26 protein-coding genes are annotated in these 21,297 nt (G+C 56.2%); 12 read left to right on the top strand and 14 right to left on the bottom strand.

Translation table 11 applies throughout. The annotated features are described in order from the left end of the window. Nucleotides 1-9 precede the first annotated feature (9 nt). The 5 genes from AOB54_05400 to AOB54_05380 all read left to right on the top strand — a co-directional run bounded on the left by AOB54_05400 (nucleotide 10) and on the right by AOB54_05380 (nucleotide 3,424). Entirely contained in the window at nucleotides 10-927 is a 918-nt protein-coding gene (locus tag AOB54_05400; protein WVN40953.1) for a SapC family protein, read from the top strand. Between the two features lie 37 nt (nucleotides 928-964). Further along, nucleotides 965-1,702, top strand: a complete 738-nt coding sequence (locus tag AOB54_05395) for an energy transducer TonB (protein ID WVN40952.1) — start codon at nucleotides 965-967, stop codon at nucleotides 1,700-1,702. Nucleotides 1,703-1,718: 16 nt separating this feature from the next. Beyond that, on the top strand, nucleotides 1,719-2,360 hold the full coding sequence (locus AOB54_05390; GenBank protein WVN40951.1) for a MotA/TolQ/ExbB proton channel family protein: 642 nt from the start codon (nucleotides 1,719-1,721) through the stop codon (nucleotides 2,358-2,360). 62 nt (nucleotides 2,361-2,422) lie between these two features. Next, nucleotides 2,423-2,830: a biopolymer transporter ExbD gene (locus tag AOB54_05385; GenBank protein WVN40950.1), complete on the top strand. Its 408-nt coding sequence runs from the start codon at nucleotides 2,423-2,425 to the stop codon at nucleotides 2,828-2,830. Between the two features lie 240 nt (nucleotides 2,831-3,070). Continuing rightward, on the top strand, nucleotides 3,071-3,424 hold the full coding sequence (locus tag AOB54_05380; protein WVN40949.1) for a hypothetical protein: 354 nt from the start codon (nucleotides 3,071-3,073) through the stop codon (nucleotides 3,422-3,424). Nucleotides 3,425-3,448: 24 nt separating this feature from the next. Here the strand turns inward: AOB54_05380 and AOB54_05375 are convergent, their stop codons facing one another. From AOB54_05375 to mltG, 5 genes are all read right to left on the bottom strand, one after another. Continuing rightward, a complete protein-coding gene (locus tag AOB54_05375) occupies nucleotides 3,449-4,318 on the bottom strand; it encodes an ankyrin repeat domain-containing protein (GenBank protein WVN40948.1) in 870 nt (289 codons plus the stop codon). Nucleotides 4,319-4,334: 16 nt separating this feature from the next. Further along, nucleotides 4,335-5,129: a TatD family hydrolase gene (locus tag AOB54_05370; GenBank protein ID WVN40947.1), complete on the bottom strand. Its 795-nt coding sequence runs from the start codon at nucleotides 5,127-5,129 to the stop codon at nucleotides 4,335-4,337. 89 nt (nucleotides 5,130-5,218) lie between these two features. Next, nucleotides 5,219-6,184: a hypothetical protein gene (locus tag AOB54_05365; GenBank protein WVN40946.1), complete on the bottom strand. Its 966-nt coding sequence runs from the start codon at nucleotides 6,182-6,184 to the stop codon at nucleotides 5,219-5,221. Beyond that, nucleotides 6,181-6,792 (bottom strand): dTMP kinase, encoded by a 612-nt coding sequence (gene tmk, locus AOB54_05360; protein WVN40945.1) that lies wholly within the window; start codon nucleotides 6,790-6,792, stop codon nucleotides 6,181-6,183. Before tmk ends, AOB54_05365 begins: the two co-directional genes overlap by 4 nt. Then, nucleotides 6,789-7,784 carry an endolytic transglycosylase MltG gene (gene mltG / locus AOB54_05355; GenBank protein WVN40944.1) on the bottom strand — a complete coding sequence of 332 codons (996 nt, stop codon included), beginning with the start codon at nucleotides 7,782-7,784 and terminating at the stop codon, nucleotides 6,789-6,791. The genes tmk and mltG overlap by 4 nt, the downstream gene beginning before the upstream one ends. Nucleotides 7,785-7,914: 130 nt before the next feature. Between mltG and AOB54_05350 the strand changes: the two genes are divergently transcribed. Further along, the gene (locus AOB54_05350) at nucleotides 7,915-8,964 is read left to right on the top strand and encodes a folate-binding protein (GenBank protein WVN40943.1); all 1,050 of its coding nucleotides are present in this window, start codon (nucleotides 7,915-7,917) and stop codon (nucleotides 8,962-8,964) included. Here the strand turns inward: AOB54_05350 and AOB54_05345 are convergent, their stop codons facing one another. Next, the gene (locus AOB54_05345; GenBank protein WVN40942.1) at nucleotides 8,965-9,414 is read right to left on the bottom strand and encodes a PaaI family thioesterase; all 450 of its coding nucleotides are present in this window, start codon (nucleotides 9,412-9,414) and stop codon (nucleotides 8,965-8,967) included. It lies immediately after the preceding gene. An 8-nt stretch (nucleotides 9,415-9,422) separates the two neighbouring features. Here AOB54_05345 and AOB54_05340 point away from each other — a divergent pair, with 8 nt between their 5' ends. Genes AOB54_05340 through AOB54_05320 form a run of 5 tightly spaced genes read left to right on the top strand, consistent with a single transcriptional unit; the run spans nucleotide 9,423 to nucleotide 13,070 of the window. Next, on the top strand, nucleotides 9,423-11,045 hold the full coding sequence (locus AOB54_05340; protein ID WVN40941.1) for a YdiU family protein: 1,623 nt from the start codon (nucleotides 9,423-9,425) through the stop codon (nucleotides 11,043-11,045). Continuing rightward, on the top strand, nucleotides 11,042-11,425 hold the full coding sequence (gene msrB, locus AOB54_05335; GenBank protein WVN40940.1) for a peptide-methionine (R)-S-oxide reductase MsrB: 384 nt from the start codon (nucleotides 11,042-11,044) through the stop codon (nucleotides 11,423-11,425). The genes AOB54_05340 and msrB overlap by 4 nt, the downstream gene beginning before the upstream one ends. A 30-nt stretch (nucleotides 11,426-11,455) precedes the next feature. Then, the gene (locus AOB54_05330) at nucleotides 11,456-12,016 is read left to right on the top strand and encodes a septation protein A (protein ID WVN40939.1); all 561 of its coding nucleotides are present in this window, start codon (nucleotides 11,456-11,458) and stop codon (nucleotides 12,014-12,016) included. Beyond that, nucleotides 12,013-12,294, top strand: a complete 282-nt coding sequence (locus AOB54_05325) for a BolA family protein (GenBank protein WVN40938.1) — start codon at nucleotides 12,013-12,015, stop codon at nucleotides 12,292-12,294. The genes AOB54_05330 and AOB54_05325 overlap by 4 nt, the downstream gene beginning before the upstream one ends. Then, entirely contained in the window at nucleotides 12,291-13,070 is a 780-nt protein-coding gene (locus tag AOB54_05320; GenBank protein ID WVN40937.1) for a peptidylprolyl isomerase, read from the top strand. Before AOB54_05325 ends, AOB54_05320 begins: the two co-directional genes overlap by 4 nt. Here AOB54_05320 and AOB54_05315 read toward each other — a convergent pair. From AOB54_05315 to AOB54_05305, 3 genes are all read right to left on the bottom strand, one after another. Continuing rightward, nucleotides 13,063-13,596 (bottom strand): L,D-transpeptidase, encoded by a 534-nt coding sequence (locus tag AOB54_05315; GenBank protein ID WVN40936.1) that lies wholly within the window; start codon nucleotides 13,594-13,596, stop codon nucleotides 13,063-13,065. The genes AOB54_05320 and AOB54_05315 overlap by 8 nt on opposite strands. Next, nucleotides 13,593-14,072 (bottom strand): tRNA adenosine(34) deaminase TadA, encoded by a 480-nt coding sequence (gene tadA, locus AOB54_05310; protein WVN42771.1) that lies wholly within the window; start codon nucleotides 14,070-14,072, stop codon nucleotides 13,593-13,595. The genes AOB54_05315 and tadA overlap by 4 nt, the downstream gene beginning before the upstream one ends. 97 nt (nucleotides 14,073-14,169) lie before the next feature. Then, entirely contained in the window at nucleotides 14,170-14,385 is a 216-nt protein-coding gene (locus AOB54_05305; GenBank protein ID WVN40935.1) for a YdcH family protein, read from the bottom strand. 79 nt (nucleotides 14,386-14,464) lie between these two features. Between AOB54_05305 and AOB54_05300 the strand changes: the two genes are divergently transcribed. Further along, nucleotides 14,465-15,367: a transporter gene (locus tag AOB54_05300; protein ID WVN40934.1), complete on the top strand. Its 903-nt coding sequence runs from the start codon at nucleotides 14,465-14,467 to the stop codon at nucleotides 15,365-15,367. A 124-nt stretch (nucleotides 15,368-15,491) separates the two neighbouring features. Here the strand turns inward: AOB54_05300 and AOB54_05295 are convergent, their stop codons facing one another. The 5 genes from AOB54_05295 to AOB54_05275 all read right to left on the bottom strand — a co-directional run bounded on the left by AOB54_05295 (nucleotide 15,492) and on the right by AOB54_05275 (nucleotide 21,215). Continuing rightward, nucleotides 15,492-17,402 carry a TRAP transporter large permease subunit gene (locus AOB54_05295; protein WVN40933.1) on the bottom strand — a complete coding sequence of 637 codons (1,911 nt, stop codon included), beginning with the start codon at nucleotides 17,400-17,402 and terminating at the stop codon, nucleotides 15,492-15,494. Continuing rightward, a complete protein-coding gene (locus tag AOB54_05290) occupies nucleotides 17,395-17,988 on the bottom strand; it encodes a TRAP transporter small permease subunit (protein WVN40932.1) in 594 nt (197 codons plus the stop codon). Before AOB54_05290 ends, AOB54_05295 begins: the two co-directional genes overlap by 8 nt. A 124-nt stretch (nucleotides 17,989-18,112) precedes the next feature. Next, nucleotides 18,113-19,288 carry a C4-dicarboxylate ABC transporter gene (locus AOB54_05285; protein ID WVN40931.1) on the bottom strand — a complete coding sequence of 392 codons (1,176 nt, stop codon included), beginning with the start codon at nucleotides 19,286-19,288 and terminating at the stop codon, nucleotides 18,113-18,115. 250 nt (nucleotides 19,289-19,538) lie between these two features. After that, nucleotides 19,539-20,090 (bottom strand): NAD(P)H-dependent oxidoreductase, encoded by a 552-nt coding sequence (locus tag AOB54_05280; GenBank protein ID WVN40930.1) that lies wholly within the window; start codon nucleotides 20,088-20,090, stop codon nucleotides 19,539-19,541. Between the two features lie 180 nt (nucleotides 20,091-20,270). Beyond that, on the bottom strand, nucleotides 20,271-21,215 hold the full coding sequence (locus AOB54_05275; GenBank protein ID WVN40929.1) for a LysR family transcriptional regulator: 945 nt from the start codon (nucleotides 21,213-21,215) through the stop codon (nucleotides 20,271-20,273). Nucleotides 21,216-21,297 lie beyond the last annotated feature (82 nt).

Here is a 21,297-nt window from a genome sequence, read left to right as displayed (position 1 = left end):
GGAATTATTGTGACCACAACAATGCCAGTTGCTTTTTTCTACACCAACCCCGAGGTGCTTCAATTCTCAAAGCATCAAAAACTTCGGTTTAACCCAGTTGGCACGGCAGGTTTTGCTGCCCAACAAACGGTGGCCCCAATTGTCTTGGCGGAATTTAGCCTGGCCTGCATGGAATACCCAATTGTTTTTGCAAAAGCCGATGCTTCCGATGATTCAGAAACACAGTGGATTGCGCTGGCCATTACCGGCCTGCAGCCTGGGCGTAATGCCTTTGTGAATAGCCAGGGCCAATGGACTGGGCGTTATGTGCCGGCATCGATTCGCCGGTACCCCTTTGTGCTGGCTAAAACCGGCGGTGAGGATTATTCGGTTGCTGCAGATTTAGATGCGCCGCATTTTCAGAAAAGTGGTGAGGCGATTTTCAATAGTGATGGGAGCCCAAGTGAGCTGATGAAAAATGTGCTGCCGCTGCTGCAAGACTTTCAGGCACAGGCGGAAGTTACATCGCAATTGATCTCTCGCTTGGTGGAAGCGCAGCTGCTGGAAGAGACCAGCGTGAACCTGCAATTGCCCAATGCTGACCCCCAGCCGATTGGCAAAATCTGGATGGTCAACGAGCAAAAGTTACTGGCCGCTGCCGATGATCTTTTATTAAGCCTGACCAAGTCGGGCGAACTTGGGTTTATTTACGCGCATTTGTTGTCGCTGCGCAATCTGTCAAACCTGATGGACATGGCCAGTACGGTTGCGACCAACCCCGGTAAATCCGCAGGCAAAACTGGCGCCAACAAGTCCCTGGCAAAGAAAACGGCACTGCCAGCACGAACGGCTGCAAGTTCGAAGAAAACACCGCCCCCCGCTAAGAAAAAAACGACACTTACCAAGAGCAGCAGGGCGGCCAAACCTACTGCGAAAAAAGGCCGCTGAGATTTTTTCCGGCCCCGGTAACACATAAGAACACGGTATGGCCGCGCTGAGTCGTTTGTCACTGATCTACGCATCACAGCGGCCGGGCCTGTCGCTTCCATCACGGGAGCTGCGCAACGCCATTGTGGCGGTGGGCGCGATTCATCTGCTGGTGGTGTTGCTGAGTATCTTTGGCTTGCCCGATCGTGCTTTTAAAAAGCAGCCGGATGTCACCATTGAGTTCTATGCGCCGCCCCCCACGCAGCGGGCGAATGCATCCAACACGGCTGCCACAGCGCCCCCGGTAAAAGCCACCAAGCCGCCAGAGCAAACACCACCACCAACGCCCGTAAAACAAGCTGAAATTCCGCCCATCAAACCAAGCACACCGGAGCCAGATGCACCCACGGTTACTGCCCCGTTGGCCACAGTCCAGCCAAGTGCTGCAAGTAAATCCACCAGCAGCGCGACTGCCGCGGCAAGTGCGGGCAGTAGCGCCACGGCACAAACCCAAGACGCTGATTACAAAGCCGCTTACTTAAAAAACCCCAAGCCGCCATACCCAAGCATTGCCGTTCGCATGCGGGCCGAGGGCAGGGTGATTCTGATTGCCCAGGTGTTGCCAGATGGCCGCGCCGGGGAAGTGCGCATTGAAAAATCCAGTGGTTATTCAGTACTGGATGACAGTGCGCTAAAGACCGTGAGGGGTTGGCAATTCACGCCCGCCAGAAAAGATGGCGTGATTGTGTCGCAAGCTGTTCGTATACCAATCGATTTTCAATTAAAGAACTACTAGAAAAAAGGAACTGCAGATGAGTCTAGCCAACCTGCCCGTCGAGGCCACCCTGGCGGTGTTAATTGCCATGTCCGTGGTGACCTGGGCAATTGGTATTTCTAAATTTCGCCACAACCGAAAACTGGCCCAGCAGGGCGCTGAGTTTCAGGCCAAGTTCTGGCAGTCGAAGACTCTTCAAGATGGCGAGTCAGTGGCAAAGGCCGCGGCGGGGGACTTTGCGCTACTCGCGCAGACAGGCTATGCGGCGTATCAAGAATTTCAACAACACCCCGGCAGCCTGAAGTTTTTTGGCGACCTGCAAGACGTGCTTGAGCGGCCCATGCGTCAGGCCTTAGCGTCGATACAGCGGCAGCATGAAAAGGGGTTAACCGTCTTGGCATCGATCGGGTCGACTGCACCCTTTATTGGTCTGTTTGGCACCGTGTGGGGCATTATGAATGCCCTGCAGGCCATTGGTGCAAGCGGCCAGGCCAGTATTGATATTGTGGCTGGCCCCATTGGCGAGGCATTGATTGCCACCGCCGTGGGTATTTTGGCGGCCATTCCCGCGGTCATGCTTTACAACTTTTTTCTTCGCACGCTCAAGGTTCGCCGCACCGAACTGGAGAGCTTTATTGAAGACTTCCTGCGTGTGATGTCCAAACACGCAGCCCAATAAATTCGCTGTGAAGCAAGTCATCCGCGACATGCAAACCGCAACACAAACCGGAGTTCAGAACAATGGCCATACCCACAGCCAGTGACGACGATGATGTCATGGCAGAAATGAACGTGACCCCACTGGTCGACGTGATGCTGGTGCTACTGGTGATCTTTATCATCACGGCACCGCTGATCGTGCCCCAGAGCATGAAGATTGTGCTGCCGAAGACCCAGGCGGTGGCCCAGCAAGATATGGCCAAAAATGTTTCCCTGGTGATCAACGCCCAGGGCGAGATGCGTTTAGACGGCAGGGTGGTGGATGAAGCGGAACTTGGCGCGACACTCAAGGCCCGTGCCAGCGAGCCCAAGTTTCAACTGCAAGTGCAGGCAGACGAAAAAGTGCCCTATGGCCGTGTGGCACAGGTCATGGCCGTGGCCCAGGGCAATGGCGTGACACGCCTGTCATTTGTGACCTTACCAAGATAACCTAATTTACATAATACACATTATGCGACACATTAAGGATGGGCACCCAGGGGGCCGGGGGTCATCAGCTGACCAAGCCCTATCTGTCCCGATAATCGATAAAACAGCAATCGCTGTTCACCATTGGTGATATTTTCCACACGGCAGGTGTAATGTTCTGTCGATCTTCGGAAACGATAATTCCCGGAACACGTTGGCCCTTAAACTTTGAATTGAAGATTGAAACGGACCGCAACGGTAATGCCCAAATACATATGGATTAGTCTTCGACAATTTATTGAGCAAGCCACCGCGAAGACTGGCTATGACCAGCTGGATCAGTCCGCCCAGCGTCTTCTGGAATGGCTCTTAAAGCGTCAAGAAAGCGCCCCTGCCGATGCGATCTATATCCAGACTGTGGTCATGCGATCCGACATCGCATCGCCCGCCACGATCTTCAAACTCATTAATCTACTGGCAGAAAAGAAACTCATCACGGTGACGACCGACCTAGCCGATGCCAGGCGTAAACGCATATTGGTGACCGACAAAGCGATCGCACAGCTGCGTGAGCTCAGCCGACTGGCCAGCGACTGGGCCAAAAAGAACCGTTAGACCAAACCCGCTGCTTAACAAGCGCTATTGGGGTAACGGGAAGACCTCGACCCCCGGCGCTGGACGCACCTCTGCCGGAACTGGTTCTGCTGTGGCCCCATTCCCAGTCAGCCCATTGTCAGTGCCCGGCTCCACCGTTTTGACGACCGAGCCGCCGGAGTCAATCACAACGGATTCCAGACTGGCATCAGCCGGAGGATTTGGCAGGCGCTTTAGATAACGTTGCGTAAACGCGATCTCTTCCATTTCTAGCCAGAACGCCAGATCGCGATTGTTGTTTTCAGTGGCGTAATCACGCGCGGTCAATCCGGCCTCGTTGGTCTTGGTGGGGTCTGCACCACCTTCTAATAAGGCCTTGGCTGCGGGCTGATGATTAAACCGCGCCGCAATCATCAGGGGCGTGGTTTTGTTGGGGCTTTCCGCATCGATATAGGAATTTTTTTCGATCAGCAGTCGAATGACGTCGGCCTGGCCGGTTGTGGCGGCATAGTGAAGTGCGGTCCAGCCTTCTTGATTGGGCTGCGCACCGAGTGTCAGCAGTTTGCTCACAATCGCGGTATTGCCCTTTAGCGCGGCCAACATTAACGCCGTCTCACCAAGCTGATTGCGGTAATTCAGAACATCCTGGGCCTTCCATGCCGGTTGATCCAGTAAAGCAAGGGCCATGGTGTCGCCATCTTCACGAATGGCGAGCATTAGAAGATTGTTTCGAAGATCGTCGCGGGTCTGCTCATTCAGCCCCAGGTCTTGCATCTGAAGAATAAAGTTCGTGTCCCCTGCCCGCGCGGCCAATAAAAACGATTGCAACAGGTCGCGTGCACTGGCCGGCGCGATGCATAACGCCAGCAACACTGCGCTGACCAAGAGTTCTTGCAGATGACGGCGAATGTGCATGGGCTTTCCCCTGTGATCAGGCCGCTAGCTGCCCAGCAGCGAAGCGGTGGAAATTCGCGGTGGTGGCAGCAGCAACCTGCTCTACCGAGATGCCCTTTAACTCAGCAATTTTCTGGGCAACAAAGACCACATAAGACGGCTCGTTGACTTGGCCACGGTGCGGCGCTGGTGCCAAAAAAGGCGCATCGGTTTCAACCATTAAGTGTTCAAGCGGAATCTCTCTGGCAACATCGTGGACCTGTTTGGCATTTTTAAAGGTCACAATGCCCGACAAAGAAATTAAGAAGTTCATCTTGATAGCAGCACGGGCCACATCTGGTGACTCGGTAAAACAGTGCATCACCCCACCGACTTGCTCGGCGCCCTCTTCTTTCAAAATCCGCAAGGTGTCTTCAGCGGCCTCGCGGGTATGAATGATCAGGGGCTTTTTCACCATCAAGGCGGCACGGATATGGGTGCGAAACCGCTCGCGCTGCCACTCCAAATCGCCGGTCTTGCCATCGCCTTCTCGGCGGTAATAATCCAACCCTGTTTCGCCAATGGCGATCACTTTGGGGTCTTGGGCCAGTGCCACCAAGCGATCAACCGTGGGCTCTTCGATGCCAAGGTTGTCGGGGTGCACGCCAACCGAGGCCTGCAGAAAATCATACTGGCGGGCCAGACCAACCACCTGGTCAGCCTCTTCCAGCGTGGTGCAGATGTTCAGTGCGCGGGCAACGCCAGCGGCGCGCATCCGCTCCAGCACACCTGCAGTGTTTTCAATTAAGCCGGGATAGTTGAGGTGGCAGTGGGAATCGATCAATGTTGTCATTTTTTGTTTACCGAAAAGGCTTCGACAGCCCAGAAAACTCGTTTAATCTGTTAGTGGACTACACTTTTTAACGACTTTTTACAGGGCGACTACCCCACCAAGGCACGCCGATACCGGTCAAAGACCGATTCGTAAAAGAGTTTGGGGTTTAGTGGGTGTTCCGCAACCCCCCGAATTCTCTGGATCTCGGCCATGGTCTGGGCCCAGTTCTGTGGAGAGCGGATGCGCAAGGCCTGGTCGCGAAGCGCTGCGCCCTGCTCTGGAAACGAGCGTGCCGCGATGCCATTGCGCACCAGAGCGGCATCGTTCATCCAACGCATGAGCAGGTCCAGGGCATCTGCTGGCGGCGACTTCCCAGCTTTTTCCGCCCACTTGATGGGGTCCACCTGGCCCGACACCAAAAGCGGCAAGAGCCACTCCACGGCCTGGCTGGATTCGTTTTGAAGCCGGGCCAGGGTGACAGCGTCCACCGATAAATCAATTCGGCGACAGCGCGACAAAATCGTGGCGGGCATGCCGCGCAGGCTGTCAGCCACCAAGATAAAAGCCAAAGACGGTGGCGGCTCCTCCAGGGTCTTTAAAAGCGCATTGGCCGCCGCGTAATTCATGCGGTTGGCTGGGCTAATTACCGCGACCCGCAGGCCGCCGCGGTGCGAGCCCACATTTGAAAAGCCCGCCAGGTTCCTAATCTGCTCGATCCGGATTTCTTGTGATTTTTTCTTTCCATCGGCAGTGGCTTCAGGCGTGCTGCCGCCCGGTTCACTGGCCGCTTCGGGATCATCAGCGGCGTCTTCTTCGGCATCCGCATCGGGCCGAATCCAGCGAAAGTCGGGGTGCTGTGTGGCCGTCATCCAGTGACAAGATTGGCAGTTGCCGCAGGCAGAGCGGTCTTTTAGTGGAGATTCGCAGAGCCAAGATGCCGCCAACTCCAGGGCAAACTTGGTCTTTCCAATTCCCTTTGGGCCCAACAACAGCAAGGCACTGGGCCGCCGATCCATGCCGCTAGCAACCCGTTCCCACCAGAAATTAAACCAAGAAAAGTCTTTATTAATCATAAGGATGAAATACTATCCTTAAGTATGGATTGAATCCGTGAAACATCTTGCGAAGAGTCGATCACGACTGCCTGCGGAGAATTGACTCGAGGTTGATTCAGGTAGACATCCCGCACCCGCTCAAAGTAGGCCAGGTCTTGGGCCTCGAAACGATCGGTGGCATTTCCTCGGGAGTTCCGCCGTGCTGCCGCAAGCTGGGCGGGTGCATCAAACAGATAGACCCGATCAGGCCAGACCCCCATGGTGGCAGACGCCATCAGGCCATCGATCCAGGCAAGGCTCACTTGCCCGCCCCCACCCTGATAGGCCCGGGTGGAATCCACATAACGGTCACAGACCACCCAGCTGCCCGCCGCCAAGGCAGGTGCAATGACCTTGGCCACATGGTCGCGCCGGGCAGCCGCCACCATCAGGACTTCCGTCTCAACATCCATGGGCTCATGCAAGACAAGTTCGCGGATCTTTTCGGCCAGGGGCGTGCCGCCCGGCTCCCGAGTGAGCACCACTTCCACCCCCTTTTGCATCCGAATCTGATCGCAAATGAAGTCCAGATGGGTGCTCTTGCCGGCCCCATCAATGCCCTCTAAAACAACGAACTTGCCCCTCATATCTGACCCTTGATCCGCCGAATGAATCGATCTACCGCTGAATTATGCTGCTCCAGGGTCTCGGAAAATTCTGAGCTTCCATCCCCCCGAGCCACGAAATAAAGCGCCTTGGATTGGGCGGGGTTCATCACCGCCCTCACGGCCCGAAGGCCTGGGTTGGATATGGGTGTGGGGGGCAGCCGTTTGCGGGTGTAGGTGTTGTAAGGCGTATCTTTACGCAGGTGGGCCTTGGTGATGTCGCCCTTAAACCGATCGCCCAAGCCATAGATCACCGTGGGGTCGGCCTGAAGTGGCATGCCCTGGCGCAATCGATTGGCAAACACTGCAGCAACCCGCTCGCGATCCCCTGGAAACTGGGTTTCTTTTTCCACAATCGAGGCCACAATCAGCGCTTCTTGCATTGATGCATACGGCAGGCCAGCGGCCCGTTTATTCCATTCCCGATCCAGAATCTGGGCCTGGGTGCGAACGGATCGGCGCAACAGCTCGGTGAGCGAACTTCCCTTTTGCACCACGTAAAGATCGGGATAGAGCCAGCCCTCGGGGTGTTCTGCGGGCGCTCCGATGATCTTGGCGAGTTCCCTGGGCTGCCGATAGGCAGGCAAATCAACACGAAGATCTGGGTTTTTTTCGGCGGCCTCGATCACCTGGCGAACCGTCCAGCCCTCGACGATGCGCAAAGTGGTGACGCTCTCATCTAAGCCAGCCAGCCGAAGAATGAGTTGTTTTTTGCTTAAGCCCGGTTCAACTTGGTAGACACCCGCCTGCAATTGCCGGTGTACCCCAATCCAGCGGGCCTGAATCAGAAATAGCCCTTCGTCGATCTGTACGCCAGCGTCGCGCAGCAGGCCCGCCACGCCCCGGGCAGATGTGCCATAAGGCACGATTAATTCAATGGCCTTGGCGCCCTGATGCACAGGCCGGCTGGTCTGCTGGTCAAGCCAGAACAGACCCGCGCCAAGGAAAACAAAGGCCGCAACCAGACTGACCACCAGCCAACGGATGGCTCGCTGAAAAATGGAAATGTTGCCCCGCCGTGAGGGGGTATATCGTTTTCGCCCAGGCATCCCGCTATATTAAGGGCAGACCTTCTTTGCCCATTTAGATCGCTGCTCTTCGCTTATGACAATCCCGGTTTCTTCACTGTTTAACGCTGACAAATTCTGTGCGCTGGCCGGCTTTACGGGCTTTACCGTAACGGGTAGCGATGCCAATAGCTTTTTGCAGGGGCAACTCACCAACGATGTGGTGGGGCTTGCGCAATTGGCGAGCCAGCGAACCGGCTATTGCACGCCCAAGGGCCGCCTGATGGCCACGTTTTTGCAGTGGCGAATCAATGCCGACACCCTGGGCCACGTGATGCCGGCTGAGCTGGCCGAATCCACTATCAAACGGCTTCGCATGTTTGTTCTTCGGGCAAAGGCAACGTTTTCATCGACCGATTCACATCTGCAGGTGCTTGGGCTTTGGGGGGCATGGACCGCTGCAGGCCAGGTAGAGCTCGCCAAAAATGGTGATCGTGCCCCAATGGCAGTGATTGATCTTGGAAGCACATCGCAGACTGGCGCTAACGGTGCTGAAAACGTGCCCACCGGCCCCTGGCTGATTGCCGAGTCGGCCTGCCCCACCCTGGGTCAGCGAGCATGGCTGGTGGGGTCTACTGCACAAATCGCAGCCGCACAAGAAACATTGAATCAAGCCAAGGAATTGCCCGAGACTGCATGGCGTTACTCTGAAATTCAGAATGCCAAGGCTTGGGTATGGGAAAGGACCAAAGAGGCCTTTGTGCCACAGATGATCAACTTCGAACTCACCAACGGCGTGAGCTTTACCAAGGGCTGCTACCCCGGCCAGGAAGTGGTGGCCAGAAGCCAATATTTGGGCAAATTAAAGCGGCGCAGTTTTCGTGTCGACTTACAAGAGACGCCGCAGGATTGCGCTGGCCTGGTGGGCGCAGACGTCTGGTCGGCCAAGATCCCGCACGAGCCATGCGGCCAGGTGGTTGATTGTGCGCAGCGCTTTAATGCGGCCGGCGATCCGGTTGCTGGTGCAAGCCTGTTGGTCGAGTGCACGCTAGAGGCCTGGGAGGCGGGAGATTTACACCTTGAGACACTCGTTGGCCCGAATCTCGAGCAAAAGCCACTGCCGTACAGTTTTCCGGCCGCCGCCTAATTAATCTGACCCAACGTGCTTTTTTCGGCCACCCAGACTGGCCATGCGCTTAAAGGTGCCCATGGCTTGGGCCAGCAGACGGCCCTGAGTGTCGCGCAATTCGCCGCGACAAAAGGCCATGGTGCTGGAGTAATGGTCACACCAGCCAAAGCCATGAATCTCGCCACGGGCGGGCCGCAGAAAGCTGGTCTTCATCTCGATCGTGACCACCCCCAGACCGTCAGGGTCGGAGGATTTGGCCGCTAGCGCCATCACCACATCCAGCATGGTCATGACCAGGCCGCCGTGGGCGACACCAAGGCCATTTTCCATGTGGGGTTGGAGTTGAAGTTTGATTTCAGCCTGCCCCTTGCTCATGCTCACCATCTCCGCACCGAGATGGGCCACAAAGGGAGTAAAACTAGGTTTTAGCGGGTTATCCATGACCGTAACGATAGCAAGACTTACCATTACTGCCCATGAACGCGCCTCACCCCCCGTTTTCGACTGCCCCCCTGCTGCCACCGCTGTCTTCCCATGCGGCACCGGGCACAGCCCCGCGGGTCTCGCTTGCCGAGTCCTTGCCCGAGCAGGCCTGGACCAAGGGGTTTGCGCAGATCGAATCGGACCCGGATGAGCCCTTTGTGCGGCACTGTGACCCAAGCCCCACGTCGGATGCCCAGTGGCTTGCGGTATCCACTCAGGCTGCCCGCCTGATTGGCCAGGAGCCAGCTGGCCTGACGCAGAGTGACGCCTGGCTAAAAGTCTTGTCAGGCTGCGCGGCACCGGACCATCTTCAGCCCTATGCCGCGGTCTACGCGGGCCATCAGTTTGGCGGCTTTGCCCCAAGGCTCGGTGATGGCCGTGCGCTCAACCTTGGTGCCATTCATGGCTGGGAATTGCAGTTAAAAGGGGCCGGCCCAACGCCGTACGCCCGTTTCGCAGATGGCCGTGCAGTATTGCGTTCCTCGATTCGTGAATTTCTCTGCTCTGAAGCGATGCATGGTCTGGGCATCCCCACCACGCGGGCACTATCACTCACCATCTCAAGTGAACCGGTCGTGCGCGAGACGATGGAGACCGCTGCGGTGGTCTGTCGATTGGCGCCGAGCTTTGTGCGGTTTGGAAATTTTGAGTACTTCACCAGCCGTGGCCGTGTGGATTTACTTGAGCGGCTGGTGCGCCATGTCTGGCCAGAATTTTTTACTCCGGCTTTTCGTGGCAGTGCTTTTGATCCACACGCGTTGTCAGAGGCGCGCCACCAGGCACAGACACTGCCCATTGATCAACTGAGCATTGAACTTCTGAACTGCGTTTCAGAAAAAACCGCGCGACTCATGGCCCAGTGGATGGGCGTGGGCTTCATGCACGGCGTAATGAATACCGACAATTTTTCAATTCTGGGCTTAACTATTGATTACGGCCCATTTGGCTTTATGGATGCCTTTGATGCGGACCACATCTGCAATCACTCAGACCACAGTGGCCGTTATCGCTACCAGGCTCAGCCCCAGGTGGGCTTGTGGAATATTGGCCGACTGGCCAGTGCGCTCTATCCCCTTGTTGGCAACGCCGACCGCCTGGCACCAGCACTCGAAACCTTTAAGGCCACCTATGCCCAGGCCATGCAGCAGATCCTGAGGGAAAAGTTCGGCCTGCAAGGCATTGCGCAAAGCACGTGGGACCCATTGCTGTCTGAGTTTTATCAACTCATGCAGGCCCACCGAATCGATTACACCCAGGCCTTTCGTGCGCTGTCCGAATCCAACGACGATGCATTCCTGAATGTGGTGTTGGATCGGGATGCGGTACGGCCCTGGCTTGCCCGTTATCGGGAAGCTGCCCAGCAGAGTTTAGCGGTGACAGGCCTTGATCCAGAGCGGCGCAATGCACAGATGCGCGAAGTCAACCCCAAGTTTGTTCTGCGCAACTGGGTCGCCGAAGAGGTGATCCGTGGTGTGCGCGACGAAGGCGACACCACCGCCTTTGAACAGGTCTTTCGCGCACTGCAGTCGCCCTTTGACGAACACCCCGACTGCGAGCGTTATGCTGGCCCACCGCCCGACTGGGCCCAACATTTATCGGTAAGCTGCTCCTCATGAAAAAAACCGACGACGAGTACAAGCAAGAACTCAGCCCCATGGAATATCAGGTCACCCGCCAAAAGGCGACCGAGCCACCCTTTACCGGCCGGTATTGGGATCACTTTGAAAAGGGTGTGTATCACTGTGTGTGCTGTGGCACGCCGCTTTTTGATTCGGCAACCAAGTTCGATGCCGGCTGTGGCTGGCCCAGCTATTGGCAGGCGATTGCCCCAGATGTGATTCGCGAGGAACGCGATACGACACATGGCATGATTCGCACGGAAATTCTGTGTGACAACTGCGATGCCCACTTAGGCCATGTCTTTGATGATGGGCCCCAGCCCACGGGCCTGCGGTATTGCGTGAATTCGGCATCGGTGAAGTTCAACAAAAGCTAGGCCAGCGCATTCCCCGTAAAATCCGGTGTCATGAAACTACTCGCCGACTGGCTGCCAATTGTCTTGTTTTTTGTGGTCTATAAGACTGTGGATTTGTATTGGGCCACTGGGGTTGCGATTATCGCCACCCTGGTGCTGATGGCCTGGATGCGGTTATCCGGCCACAAGATCGACACCATGCAGTGGGTAAGCCTGGCGCTGATCGTGGTCTTCGGTGGTGCGACCATCCTGTTGCATGATGAGCGCTTCATCAAACTGAAACCCACCCTGCTCTATGGCCTATTTGCCATTGCCTTGCTGGCGCCACAACTGGTGTCCAAAACGCTGGTCATTCAAAAGCTCATGGGCTCAAAAATTGACATGCCCCGGCATGCCTGGGCAAAACTCAATGCCGCCTGGGGCGTGTTTTTTGTGATGATGGCGCTACTGAACACTTGGGTGGCCAATAACTTTTCCACCGACACCTGGGTCAATTTCAAGTTGTTTGGTTCCATTGGTCTCACGATTGCCTTTGTGATTGGCCAGGCCCTGTGGATGAACCGGTTTGCCACGGCTGAGTTGCCAGACGTGTTAAAGGACAAAGACCAATGAGCTTTCTCGCCCCAAGTGCCCAAGAAATCGAGGAACGGCTCAAGGCCGCCCTGCCCCTGGATTACGTCTCGGTTCGGGATGACAGTGCCAAACATCATGGCCATGCGGGCGCGGTGGCTGGTGGGGGCCATTTCCACGTCACGCTTGTTTCCTCGGTGTTTGCAGGTAAAAACCGGGTGGCCCGCCACCGGCTTGTGTATGATCCCTTGAGCGACTGGATCCCCGCGCGTATCCACGCCCTATCAATTGACGCGCGTGACCCCTCGGAGTCTTCATGAAAGTATTGGTTGCCAAAACCCTTGTTGCCTCGGCGTTGATCGCCGCAGGCGGAATCGCTGCTGCGCAGAACATTGCCGTGGTCAACGGCAAACCCATTAGCCGTGCCAGGGCCGATGCGTTTGTTCAAGAACTTATTAAACAGGGCCAGCAAGACACGCCGCAGTTGCAGGCCATGGTGCGCCAGGAATTGGTGGATCGTGAGATTCTGGTGCAAGAAGCCGAGCGTCGCGGGCTACCCGCCAAAGCCGATGTGAAGTTCCAGCTCGATAACACCCGCCAGCAGGTGCTGATCAACGCCTTGGTGCAAGACGAACTTAAAAAATCCGCCATCACGGATGCAGACTTAAAAGCCGAGTACGACCGCCTCACCGCAGGCGATGCCGGTAAAGAATACCGGGCCCGCCATATCCTGGTGGAAAAAGAAGAAGAAGCCAAAGCCATCATCGAGCAGTTGAAAAAGGGCACCAAGTTTGAGCAACTCGCCAAACAATCCAAAGACCCAGGCTCCGCTGCTAATGGTGGTGACCTGGATTGGGCAGGTGCCAACTCCTTCGTTGAGCCCTTCTCCAAAGCCATGGTCGCGCTGCAAAAAGGAAAATTTACCGAGACACCGGTGCAGACCCAGTTCGGATGGCACGTGATTCGCCTTGACGACACCCGTCAATCGAAACCGCCCGCCTTTGAAGAAGTGAAAGATCAGTTGGCTGAATCTATGCGCCGCCGCAAGCTGCAAGACTTCCAGCAGGCACTCAAGGCAAAGGCCAAGATTAAGTAATATCGACGGTCGTTCCTGCCGACACCAAATCAAACAGCGACACAATGTCGCTGTTTTTCATTCTGACGCAGCCAATCGAACCCGGCTCGCCCATGGGCACCGTGTCGGGGCTGCCATGCAGGTAGACATAGCGGCGCATGGTGTCGACATCGCCAAAACGATTCTTGCCGGGCTCTAATCCTGAGAGCCAGAGAATTCGCGTCAAGATCCAGTCACGATTGGGAAACTTTTCTGCGAGCTCGGGTGACCAGATCTCGCCAGTTGGCCTGCGGCCAACAAAGACCGTGTTCCAAGCAGCGCCAGCGCCAATCTTGGCCCGGATTTGATGCCGCCCTGCTGGCGTTTGATAGCTGCCCTTTTGCTGGCCCACCCCGTTTTTGGATGTGGACACCAAGACCTGCATCAGTACCTGGCCCGGCGCATCAGGCGCCCAACGCAGGCCCCCTTCCACCACATCGGGATCAAGCCGAAGTAGTGTGAGCGTTTGGGCCTGGGTGGAAATCCGTATGTGCAGACCGCCCCTCATGCTTTGGCCGCCTTTCGCCGTTGGGCAAAAAAATCTTGCAGCATTGCGCCGCACTCTTGGGCCATCACCCCACCCCGCACTGCGGTGTGGTGATTTAACTGTGCGTTGTCGTAGAGATTCATCACGCTACCGGCCACGCCGGTTTTTGGATCGGGCGCCCCATAGACCACCTCTTTAATCCGCGCATGAAACATGGCACCGGAACACATGGCGCAGGGCTCTAAGGTGACATACACCGTGCAGTCCGTCAGCCGATAGTTGCCAAGAGTTTTGGCGGCATTGCGAATGGCCACCATTTCCGCATGGGCCGAAGGGTCATGTTGAGAAATTGGGGCATTAAAGCCAGTCGCGATGACCTGCCCGTCTTTGACCACCACAGCCCCAACGGGAACCTCGGCAGCGTTGCCCGCAAGTCTGGCCTGCTCCAGCGCAGCGGCCATGAAATCCTGATCAGTAGGCACGGTGAGAGGTGTCAGGCACGGTGTCAGACACCGGGGTAGGAACGGTACTAAGCTCGGTGTGAGGCAAGGTGTCAGACACCGTTCTTTGGTGTCTGACACCTTGTCTGGGCAATCAGGCGCTCGCCTTTTTCAAAATGGCGTAGATCTGATCCTTGAGATGAAGCTTTTCTTTTTTCAGATTTTCAATCTCGGCTTCCGTTCCCGGGGAGATATGGCTTTCCATGTTCTTGATCTGCTGATCGAGCTCGTTATGCTTGTCAAACAGGCGAGTAAAGTGATGGTCGGTGGTTTTCAGCTTGGTGATTAGGTCACGGTACTCTGGGAACATAGGTATAACCCTCATTGTTATCAATCAAGCCTCTATTTTACCCAAGGGTCATAAATTCCCGCTCTAAAATCGATCAACGATGAAAAAAACTTCCGCTGTCTTTGCGATATGTCTAGGCGCCGCAGTTTCCCGGCCGGCCCAAGCCATTGATCTGCAGCCGGAAGACGCTGTTGCCCCACCGCCGGGCTTGCAATCCGTGCAATTTGGGTACACGTACAGTGAACGGGGCTCTTATTACTCGAAGGGCTCAAAAGCGGCCGGCGACAATCAACTCGACCTATCCCAATTCCACGTTCGGCTAGCCGGGTCTTTTGAATGGTCAGGCCGTCCCTCAGTGGCCTATCTACAGGTCCCATACGGCCGAATCGACACAACACCGAATACTGGCGCGCTCGATGCGCCAAGCAATATGGGTGACCTGGTGTTGATGCTTGGCACCTGGCCCTATGCAGATCGCGAGCGACACCAGTTTTTTGGCGTTGCGGGTTACCTGTTTTTACCAACCGGTGACTACGATCCCAAATACACACAGGCATCGCTTAACACCAACCTTGGCGAGAACCGCTACCGCGGCAGCCTACAGGTGGGCTATCACCAAAGGGTGTGGGGCAGATTCGGCTGGCAGGTCGCCTTTGATACGACGTGGTATGGCGATAACGATGATTTTCTTCAGGGGCGAGCCGGATCGACGAAGACGGTTCGCTTGTCGCGCAAGCCACTTTACGCCGGCCAGACGTCACTAGCGTATCGCCTAAATCAAAATATTGGCCTTGGGGCCAGTTACTTTTATACGGCTGGCGGGGAGACCCAACATGACGGCGTTGATCGCGACAACCGAGTTGCTGTTCATCGCTATCAACTCACCGGCTATTACCACTTCACCAGTTCACGCATCACCCTGCAATACGGCGGCGACATTAAAACTGAAAACGGCTTTAAAGAAGACCGACACGTGATCCTGCGCTTCACACAGTATTTCTAACCAAGGCGCCAAGCACCAAGCAAAAGGGCCAGCAATTTCTTGCCGGCCCTTTTTATTTTCCAGATTGGTCTGAGTGGCTGCCCGCATATAAAACTGCGGGCGCGCCACTCTTTTTTATACGGCGCTAGCGATACAACACCGTTGGCAGCCACATCCCGATTGCCGGGAAGGTGTAGAGCAAGACCACGGCCAGCACCTGAATCGCCATAAACGGCATCATGCCCGCGAAGATCTGATTTAGCGTGACATGGGGTGGTGCCACACCCTTCAGATAGAAGGCTGACATGGCCACGGGTGGCGACAAGAAGGCCGTCTGCAGGTTCAGGGCCACCAGCAGGCCGAAGAACAATGGGTCAATACCAAACTTCGCCAACAACGGAATAAAGATTGGCATGAAGATCACGATGATCTCGGTCCACTCCAAAGGCCAGCCCAACAAGAAGATGATGATCTGCGACAAGATCATGAATTCAATTGGCGTGAGACCCAGGCTCAATACCCATGCCTCGACCAACTCCTGGCCGCCCAACAACGCAAACGCTGCAGAGAAGATGGATGAGCCCACAAAGAGCCAGCAAACCATGGCACTGGTTTTCGCCGTCAAGAAGGACGATTCTTTAATCACCTGGAAGTTCAGGCGCCGATAGGCTGCAGCCAGCACGGCACCACCAATGCCGCCCACTGCAGCGGCCTCAGTTGGCGTTGCCAAGCCAAACACGATCGAGCCCAACACCGCCAGAATTAAAACCGCCAAGGGGAAGAACGAACCCAGCAGCATCTTGAAGATTTCAAGCCTTGCCCAGGTAAAGAGGGCATAAAAAGCCAGCATTAAGACGGCTGTCACCCCAAGCGTGACCCAGTACCAAGTGGGAGCCGGCACCGGTTCAGCGACTGCGGCAGCAGGCGCTGCAGCTTCCGGCGCAGGGGCCTGTGCCGCGGCTACTGGTGCATTGGCCGGTGCAGGCTCAGCGGCGATCTCCTCTGCGCCCGGGGGCTCTTCAAGCCCACCACCGTCTTCGGATTTGTATTCCTCGGACTCAAAACCAGCACCCATCTCGACAAGGCCAGCGGACTCATCGACCTTGGCTGGTGCGGTGACCAACTGATAAGTGCCACCCATGATGGCCACAAAGGCCAGGGCTGGCAGCAGAGCAACAAAACCGGTACGCAGCACTTGGCCGGTCGGTACACCAACATTGCGTGAACCAACGACTGCCTTCATGAGCGAGGGAAGCACGCGATCGCTAAAGGCCGACTTCATCTGCTCATAGGCCTGGGGCAGTGGCACCTTGCGCTCTTCTTCCGACAACGGCGGCATCAGGTTTGGCTTGAGCTTGGCCAGAATGATCACATAGCCGACATACAAGCAGGCCAGCATGATGCCGGGGAAGAACGCACCAGCATAAAGCTGCACCACCGACACGCCAGCAGTGGCGCCGTACACAATCAGCATGACGGATGGCGGAATCAAAATACCCAAGCAGCCACCGGCGGTAATCGAGCCGGCGGAGACCCGCACGTCGTAACCGCCTTTGAGCATCTGTGGCAAGGCCAGCAACCCCATGAGCGTGACAACTGCACCAACAATACCGGTCGCCGTTGCAAAGACTGCACAGGTAAAAATGGTGGCCACCGCCAAAGAGCCCGGCACACGCACGAGTGCCAAATGCAATGAGCGGAAGAGCTTTTCAATCAGGTTGGCACGCTCCACCAGATAGCCCATGAACACGAAGAGCGGAATGGCAATCAGCACGTCATTGGTCATGACGGCAAATGTCCGCTGCACCATGAGCGCCAGGGTGTTGTCCAGCGCAAGATTAGGCTCGCGCATGTAATAGGCAAAGAAGGTGAAGATCACGCCCATACCCATCAGGGTAAAGGCCGTGGGAAAGCCCATCATGATGGCCACCACCACCAGCGAGAGCATCAGCAGGCCCAGATGGCCCGACTGAATATTGCCCCATGGCAAGAACGCTAGCGTTCCGATGACCACAAGGGCCATGATGGAAAAACCAAACAGTAGTTCTTTACGCATGGCGTTTTGCTCCTTCGTCGTCGTGGCTCACCATGGCCTTGAGTTCTTCCACGTCGACCTCTTCCACGTCATGCTCACGCGATGGCCATTCGCCATTTTTGATGCAGACGATACAGCGCAGAATTTCAACTAACCCCTGAACAATCAATAGTCCACCCGCCAACGGAATAATGGTTTTGAAGGGGTAAATGGGCGGGCCGTCTGCCGTGATGGAAGAGTGTTCGTTAATGCGCCAGGAATCGGCAGCGTAGTAGTAACCGGCATAAATCAGTGCAATGATGCCGGGGATAAAAAACACCACATACAAAATCAAATCCAGAGTTGCCTGTGTGCGGGGCTTTAAAAAGCCATACAAAATATCACCGCGGACATGGCCACTTTTCGCAAGCGTATAAGCACCGGCCATCATGAACAAAGAGCCGTAGAGCATCATCTGCGCATCGAACACCCAAGGGTGTGGGTTATTCATGACGTAGCGCGAAAACACTTCCCAGCCAATCAGCAGCGTTAGTGCGACGATCAGCCAGGAAAACGCCTGGCCAATCCATGTGGACACCTTATCCACGACTAGAAATAGTTTTTGCACGATGTTTTTCCAGTAAGAGACATGCAATTAAACAAAAGCAGCCGGTGGTAAACCGGCTGCTTTTTACGACATGGCACCCTTCCCCGCCCCAATACTGCCGGGCGGGAAAATGCTGGGCGTTATTTTATGACTTCTTGGCTGGTGCTGCTTTAGTGGCAGCAGCCTGGCGGAAATAGAAGTCATAAGCCATCCGGCGGGGAGCGTTGGTGTCCATATCCCACTTCACGGCACGGGCCGCAAAGGTACGCTGAGATTCCAAGATCTTCTTGAACATGGGGTTCTCGGCAGACTTCTTCTGGGCCACTTGCTCATAGGCGCTCAACTGGGCGCGCAGAACGGCATCGGGCGTTTTGAAGAAGCGAACGCCTTGCTCTTTCTGCATGCCTTCATAGTCTTTGGAGTAGCGGTCCACAGCCTTCCAGGACATGTCGGCCGAAGCGGCCTCCACGGCATTGTCCAACAGGGCGCGAAGCTTGGCGGGCAGGCCGCGGTACTTGGCACCGTTAAACAGGATCTCGAACTGCTCAGCGTTCTGGTGGAAGCTTTGCAGCATACAGACCTTGGAGACGTCGGGGAAGCCCAGCAGGCGGTCCGAAGAGGCGTTGTTGAACTCAGCGCCGTCGAGCAGGCCACGGTCCATCGCGGGAACGATCTCGCCGCCTGGCAGTGCGTTCACAGAAACGCCCATGTTGGTCAACATGTCGATGGAAATACCGACGGTACGGAACTTCATGCCCTTCATGTCTTCCAGCTTGGTGATGGGCTTTTTGAACCAGCCCAGGGGCTGGGTGGGCATTGGGCCATAGACATAGGAGCGAACGTCTGCGCCAACGCTCTTATAGAGTTCGTCGAGCAGGGCTGCGCCACCACCGTATTTGTGCCAAGACAGCAGCATGTTGGCGTCCATGCCGAAGGATGGGCCCGAACCCCACAGGGCGAGCGCCGAATTCTTACCATAGTGATACACCATCACGCCGTGGCCGCCATCCAGGGTGCCCTTGGACACTGCATCGAGCAGGCCGAAAGCGGGGACCACTGCACCAGCGGGCAGCACTTCGATCTTCATCTCGCCGCCGGTCATGTCGTTGACCTTCTTGGCGAAGTCAAGGGCATACTCGTGGAAGATGTCTTTTGAAGGCCAGGTCGACTGGAAACGGAAGTTGATGACGCCTTGAGACTTGGCGATCATTGGGAAGGCCAGAGCACCAGCACCTGCGGCGCCAGCGCCGGCCAGGAATTTACGGCGTTTGGGGGAAGCGTTAACCGCTACATCGTTTGTTTTTTTTGTGGCGTCAGCCATCTGGGTCTCCTAAGTGACATGTCAACAAAACAAACCGGTTCAGGAGGAACCCGAACCGGCAATCCCGGCTCTTGTAAGAGAGCCCGTACAAGAATTATCTCTCTGCCAATTCGCCGTTTTGCCTAGGGAATACCCCGTAGCAACAGGCCCCGCGGCGTTAAACCCGCAGGCCTCGCTGCATGACCGAGAGATTGTTTGTTGACAGGGCAGCGCAGGAGCGTCACTGCCCTGGTCAAGCACTTTGAAGCGCTTATTTGGTGTGGCGGGCCACCCAAGCCACAAAGCTGTCCATCCAACCCTGCAGGAATGCTTTGCTGTCTGCGCCAATGTTGCCTTGCGCGTCAAACAAACCTTCACGTGCCTGGATAAAGCCTTCTGGCTGGCCCATCGTGGGCATGTCGAGAAAGGCCAGGATGTTGCGCAGATGCTGTTGGGCCATGGCGGTGCCCATCGCACCGACAGAGATACCAATCACGCCCGCCGGCTTTCCACCCCAGACGCTTTGACCCCAAGGACGCGAGGCATGATCGATGGCATTTTTCAAAACACCAGGGATCGAGCGGTTGTATTCAGGGGTAAGGAAAATCACGGCATCGCTTGCCTTGATGTCGGCGCGCAAGCGCGACACGGCTGGTGCGGGCGAGCTGTCGTCATCTTGGTTGTAGAGCGGCAGATCACCGATTTCGACGTATTTGAAGTTGAAATTAGCCGGGGCCAGTTTGGCCAGGGCACGGGCCAGTTGGCCGTTAAGAGAATCTTTGCGCAGGCTGCCAACGACGACAGCAACGTTAATGTGGCTCATGGAAAACTCCTTAAAGTGGGTTGAACTGCAATTCGTGGGATTTAGCTAGAGACAAGTTAGATTTTCGCCACCAAAACCGGGCCCAAAGCACGTAACGCTTTGACGTCACCATTCAAATTTTTCGAATAGTGCTGGCCTCTCCAACCCGAAAGCGGGCCAATACCGGGGCCTGCCCCCCGTTTACATGCTCATCAGCGCCCGCCGGGTGGGCTCGGATTCCAGGCTGTCTAGCCACCACTGCAGTGCCCGCCCCCGCGAGGCGGTGGGAATCCTGCGCCAGGCATAGCTGGCATGCACGTTTTGTTCAGTGCGCTCGACCCGCTTGACCACCAAACGACCCGAGTCGATATAGGGCCGCGCCAATCCCTCTGGTAAAAAACCACAACCCATGCCGCGCAGTTGTGCTGCAAGCTTGGCCTGCATGGTGGTCACGGTAAAGACATCCTGCCCTGAAATCAGCCCGATACTTAGACCACCGCCCTGCCGGACCGAATCCGCAGCAGCGACCAAGCGGTGCCTGCTGATTTCTTGGTCGCTGATCGGCTCAGAGCCCTTTGCCAGCGGGTGGTGTGGCGCCACGGCAAAGACAAAGCGTTGGGTGCCCAGCGGTTTCATTTGCAACCCCGCCGTGGCTCCGAGTTCGGCCACCACCCCAAGCGACAGATCCGCCAGGCCAGAGGTCAGGGCTTCCAGCGTGCCGGACAGGGTCTCGGCCCGAATGCGTAGCCGCGTTGGCGGATTCATCGCGAAAAAGGCTTCACAGAGTTCTAAGACCGTGGTCTGGTTGACGATGCTATCCACCGCAAGGGTGAACTGGGGCTCCCAGCCTGTGGCAACCCGTTTGACGCGATTAGCGACCGCATCAATCTCGCTGAGTAGCCGCTGGCCCTCGCGAATCAGTTCCGATCCCGCCTCGGTCAGGCGTGCCTGGCGGGAACTGCGATCAAACAGCAGCACATCCAGCGCATCTTCGATTTGCCGCACCCGGTAAGTGAGCGCGCTGGGGACAATGCCGCTGGCGCGGGCGGCCGCGGCAAAGCTGCCCTGTTCGGCAATACGCTGCAGCATCTCGAGCGCATCAGGGGTGAGCACATCCCGGGTAGAGGCTTTGGATTGGTTTGACATAGGGCTATTCATTCATTTTTTTTGAATGATGACATCAAACCGCCTGGAACCCAAGGCGCTTCCCGACACTTAAAGTTCAGCT

The organism is beta proteobacterium MWH-UniP1, from assembly GCA_036362785.1.
Taxonomy (GTDB): Bacteria; Pseudomonadota; Gammaproteobacteria; order Burkholderiales; family Burkholderiaceae_A; genus Lacustribacter.
The sequence above is the reverse complement of the archived record's forward strand: the minus strand, read 5'-3'. Positions and strand labels throughout refer to the sequence as shown.

Excerpts from the sequence above, each read along its gene's own strand:
- AOB54_05395 (WVN40952.1), top strand. The coding sequence starts at position 965 with ATGGCCGCGCTGAGTCGTTTGTCACTGATCTACGCATCACAGCGGCCG.
- AOB54_05390 (WVN40951.1), top strand. The coding sequence starts at position 1,719 with ATGAGTCTAGCCAACCTGCCCGTCGAGGCCACCCTGGCGGTGTTAATT.
- AOB54_05385 (WVN40950.1), top strand. The coding sequence starts at position 2,423 with ATGGCCATACCCACAGCCAGTGACGACGATGATGTCATGGCAGAAATG.
- AOB54_05380 (WVN40949.1), top strand. The coding sequence starts at position 3,071 with ATGCCCAAATACATATGGATTAGTCTTCGACAATTTATTGAGCAAGCC.
- AOB54_05375 (WVN40948.1), bottom strand. The coding sequence starts at position 4,318 with ATGCACATTCGCCGTCATCTGCAAGAACTCTTGGTCAGCGCAGTGTTG.
- AOB54_05370 (WVN40947.1), bottom strand. The coding sequence starts at position 5,129 with ATGACAACATTGATCGATTCCCACTGCCACCTCAACTATCCCGGCTTA.
- AOB54_05365 (WVN40946.1), bottom strand. The coding sequence starts at position 6,184 with ATGATTAATAAAGACTTTTCTTGGTTTAATTTCTGGTGGGAACGGGTT.
- tmk (WVN40945.1), bottom strand. The coding sequence starts at position 6,792 with ATGAGGGGCAAGTTCGTTGTTTTAGAGGGCATTGATGGGGCCGGCAAG.
- AOB54_05350 (WVN40943.1), top strand. The coding sequence starts at position 7,915 with ATGACAATCCCGGTTTCTTCACTGTTTAACGCTGACAAATTCTGTGCG.
- AOB54_05345 (WVN40942.1), bottom strand. The coding sequence starts at position 9,414 with ATGGTAAGTCTTGCTATCGTTACGGTCATGGATAACCCGCTAAAACCT.
- AOB54_05340 (WVN40941.1), top strand. The coding sequence starts at position 9,423 with ATGAACGCGCCTCACCCCCCGTTTTCGACTGCCCCCCTGCTGCCACCG.
- msrB (WVN40940.1), top strand. The coding sequence starts at position 11,042 with ATGAAAAAAACCGACGACGAGTACAAGCAAGAACTCAGCCCCATGGAA.
- AOB54_05330 (WVN40939.1), top strand. The coding sequence starts at position 11,456 with ATGAAACTACTCGCCGACTGGCTGCCAATTGTCTTGTTTTTTGTGGTC.
- AOB54_05325 (WVN40938.1), top strand. The coding sequence starts at position 12,013 with ATGAGCTTTCTCGCCCCAAGTGCCCAAGAAATCGAGGAACGGCTCAAG.
- AOB54_05320 (WVN40937.1), top strand. The coding sequence starts at position 12,291 with ATGAAAGTATTGGTTGCCAAAACCCTTGTTGCCTCGGCGTTGATCGCC.
- AOB54_05315 (WVN40936.1), bottom strand. The coding sequence starts at position 13,596 with ATGAGGGGCGGTCTGCACATACGGATTTCCACCCAGGCCCAAACGCTC.
- AOB54_05305 (WVN40935.1), bottom strand. The coding sequence starts at position 14,385 with ATGTTCCCAGAGTACCGTGACCTAATCACCAAGCTGAAAACCACCGAC.
- AOB54_05300 (WVN40934.1), top strand. The coding sequence starts at position 14,465 with ATGAAAAAAACTTCCGCTGTCTTTGCGATATGTCTAGGCGCCGCAGTT.
- AOB54_05295 (WVN40933.1), bottom strand. The coding sequence starts at position 17,402 with ATGCGTAAAGAACTACTGTTTGGTTTTTCCATCATGGCCCTTGTGGTC.
- AOB54_05285 (WVN40931.1), bottom strand. The coding sequence starts at position 19,288 with ATGGCTGACGCCACAAAAAAAACAAACGATGTAGCGGTTAACGCTTCC.
- AOB54_05280 (WVN40930.1), bottom strand. The coding sequence starts at position 20,090 with ATGAGCCACATTAACGTTGCTGTCGTCGTTGGCAGCCTGCGCAAAGAT.
- AOB54_05275 (WVN40929.1), bottom strand. The coding sequence starts at position 21,215 with ATGTCAAACCAATCCAAAGCCTCTACCCGGGATGTGCTCACCCCTGAT.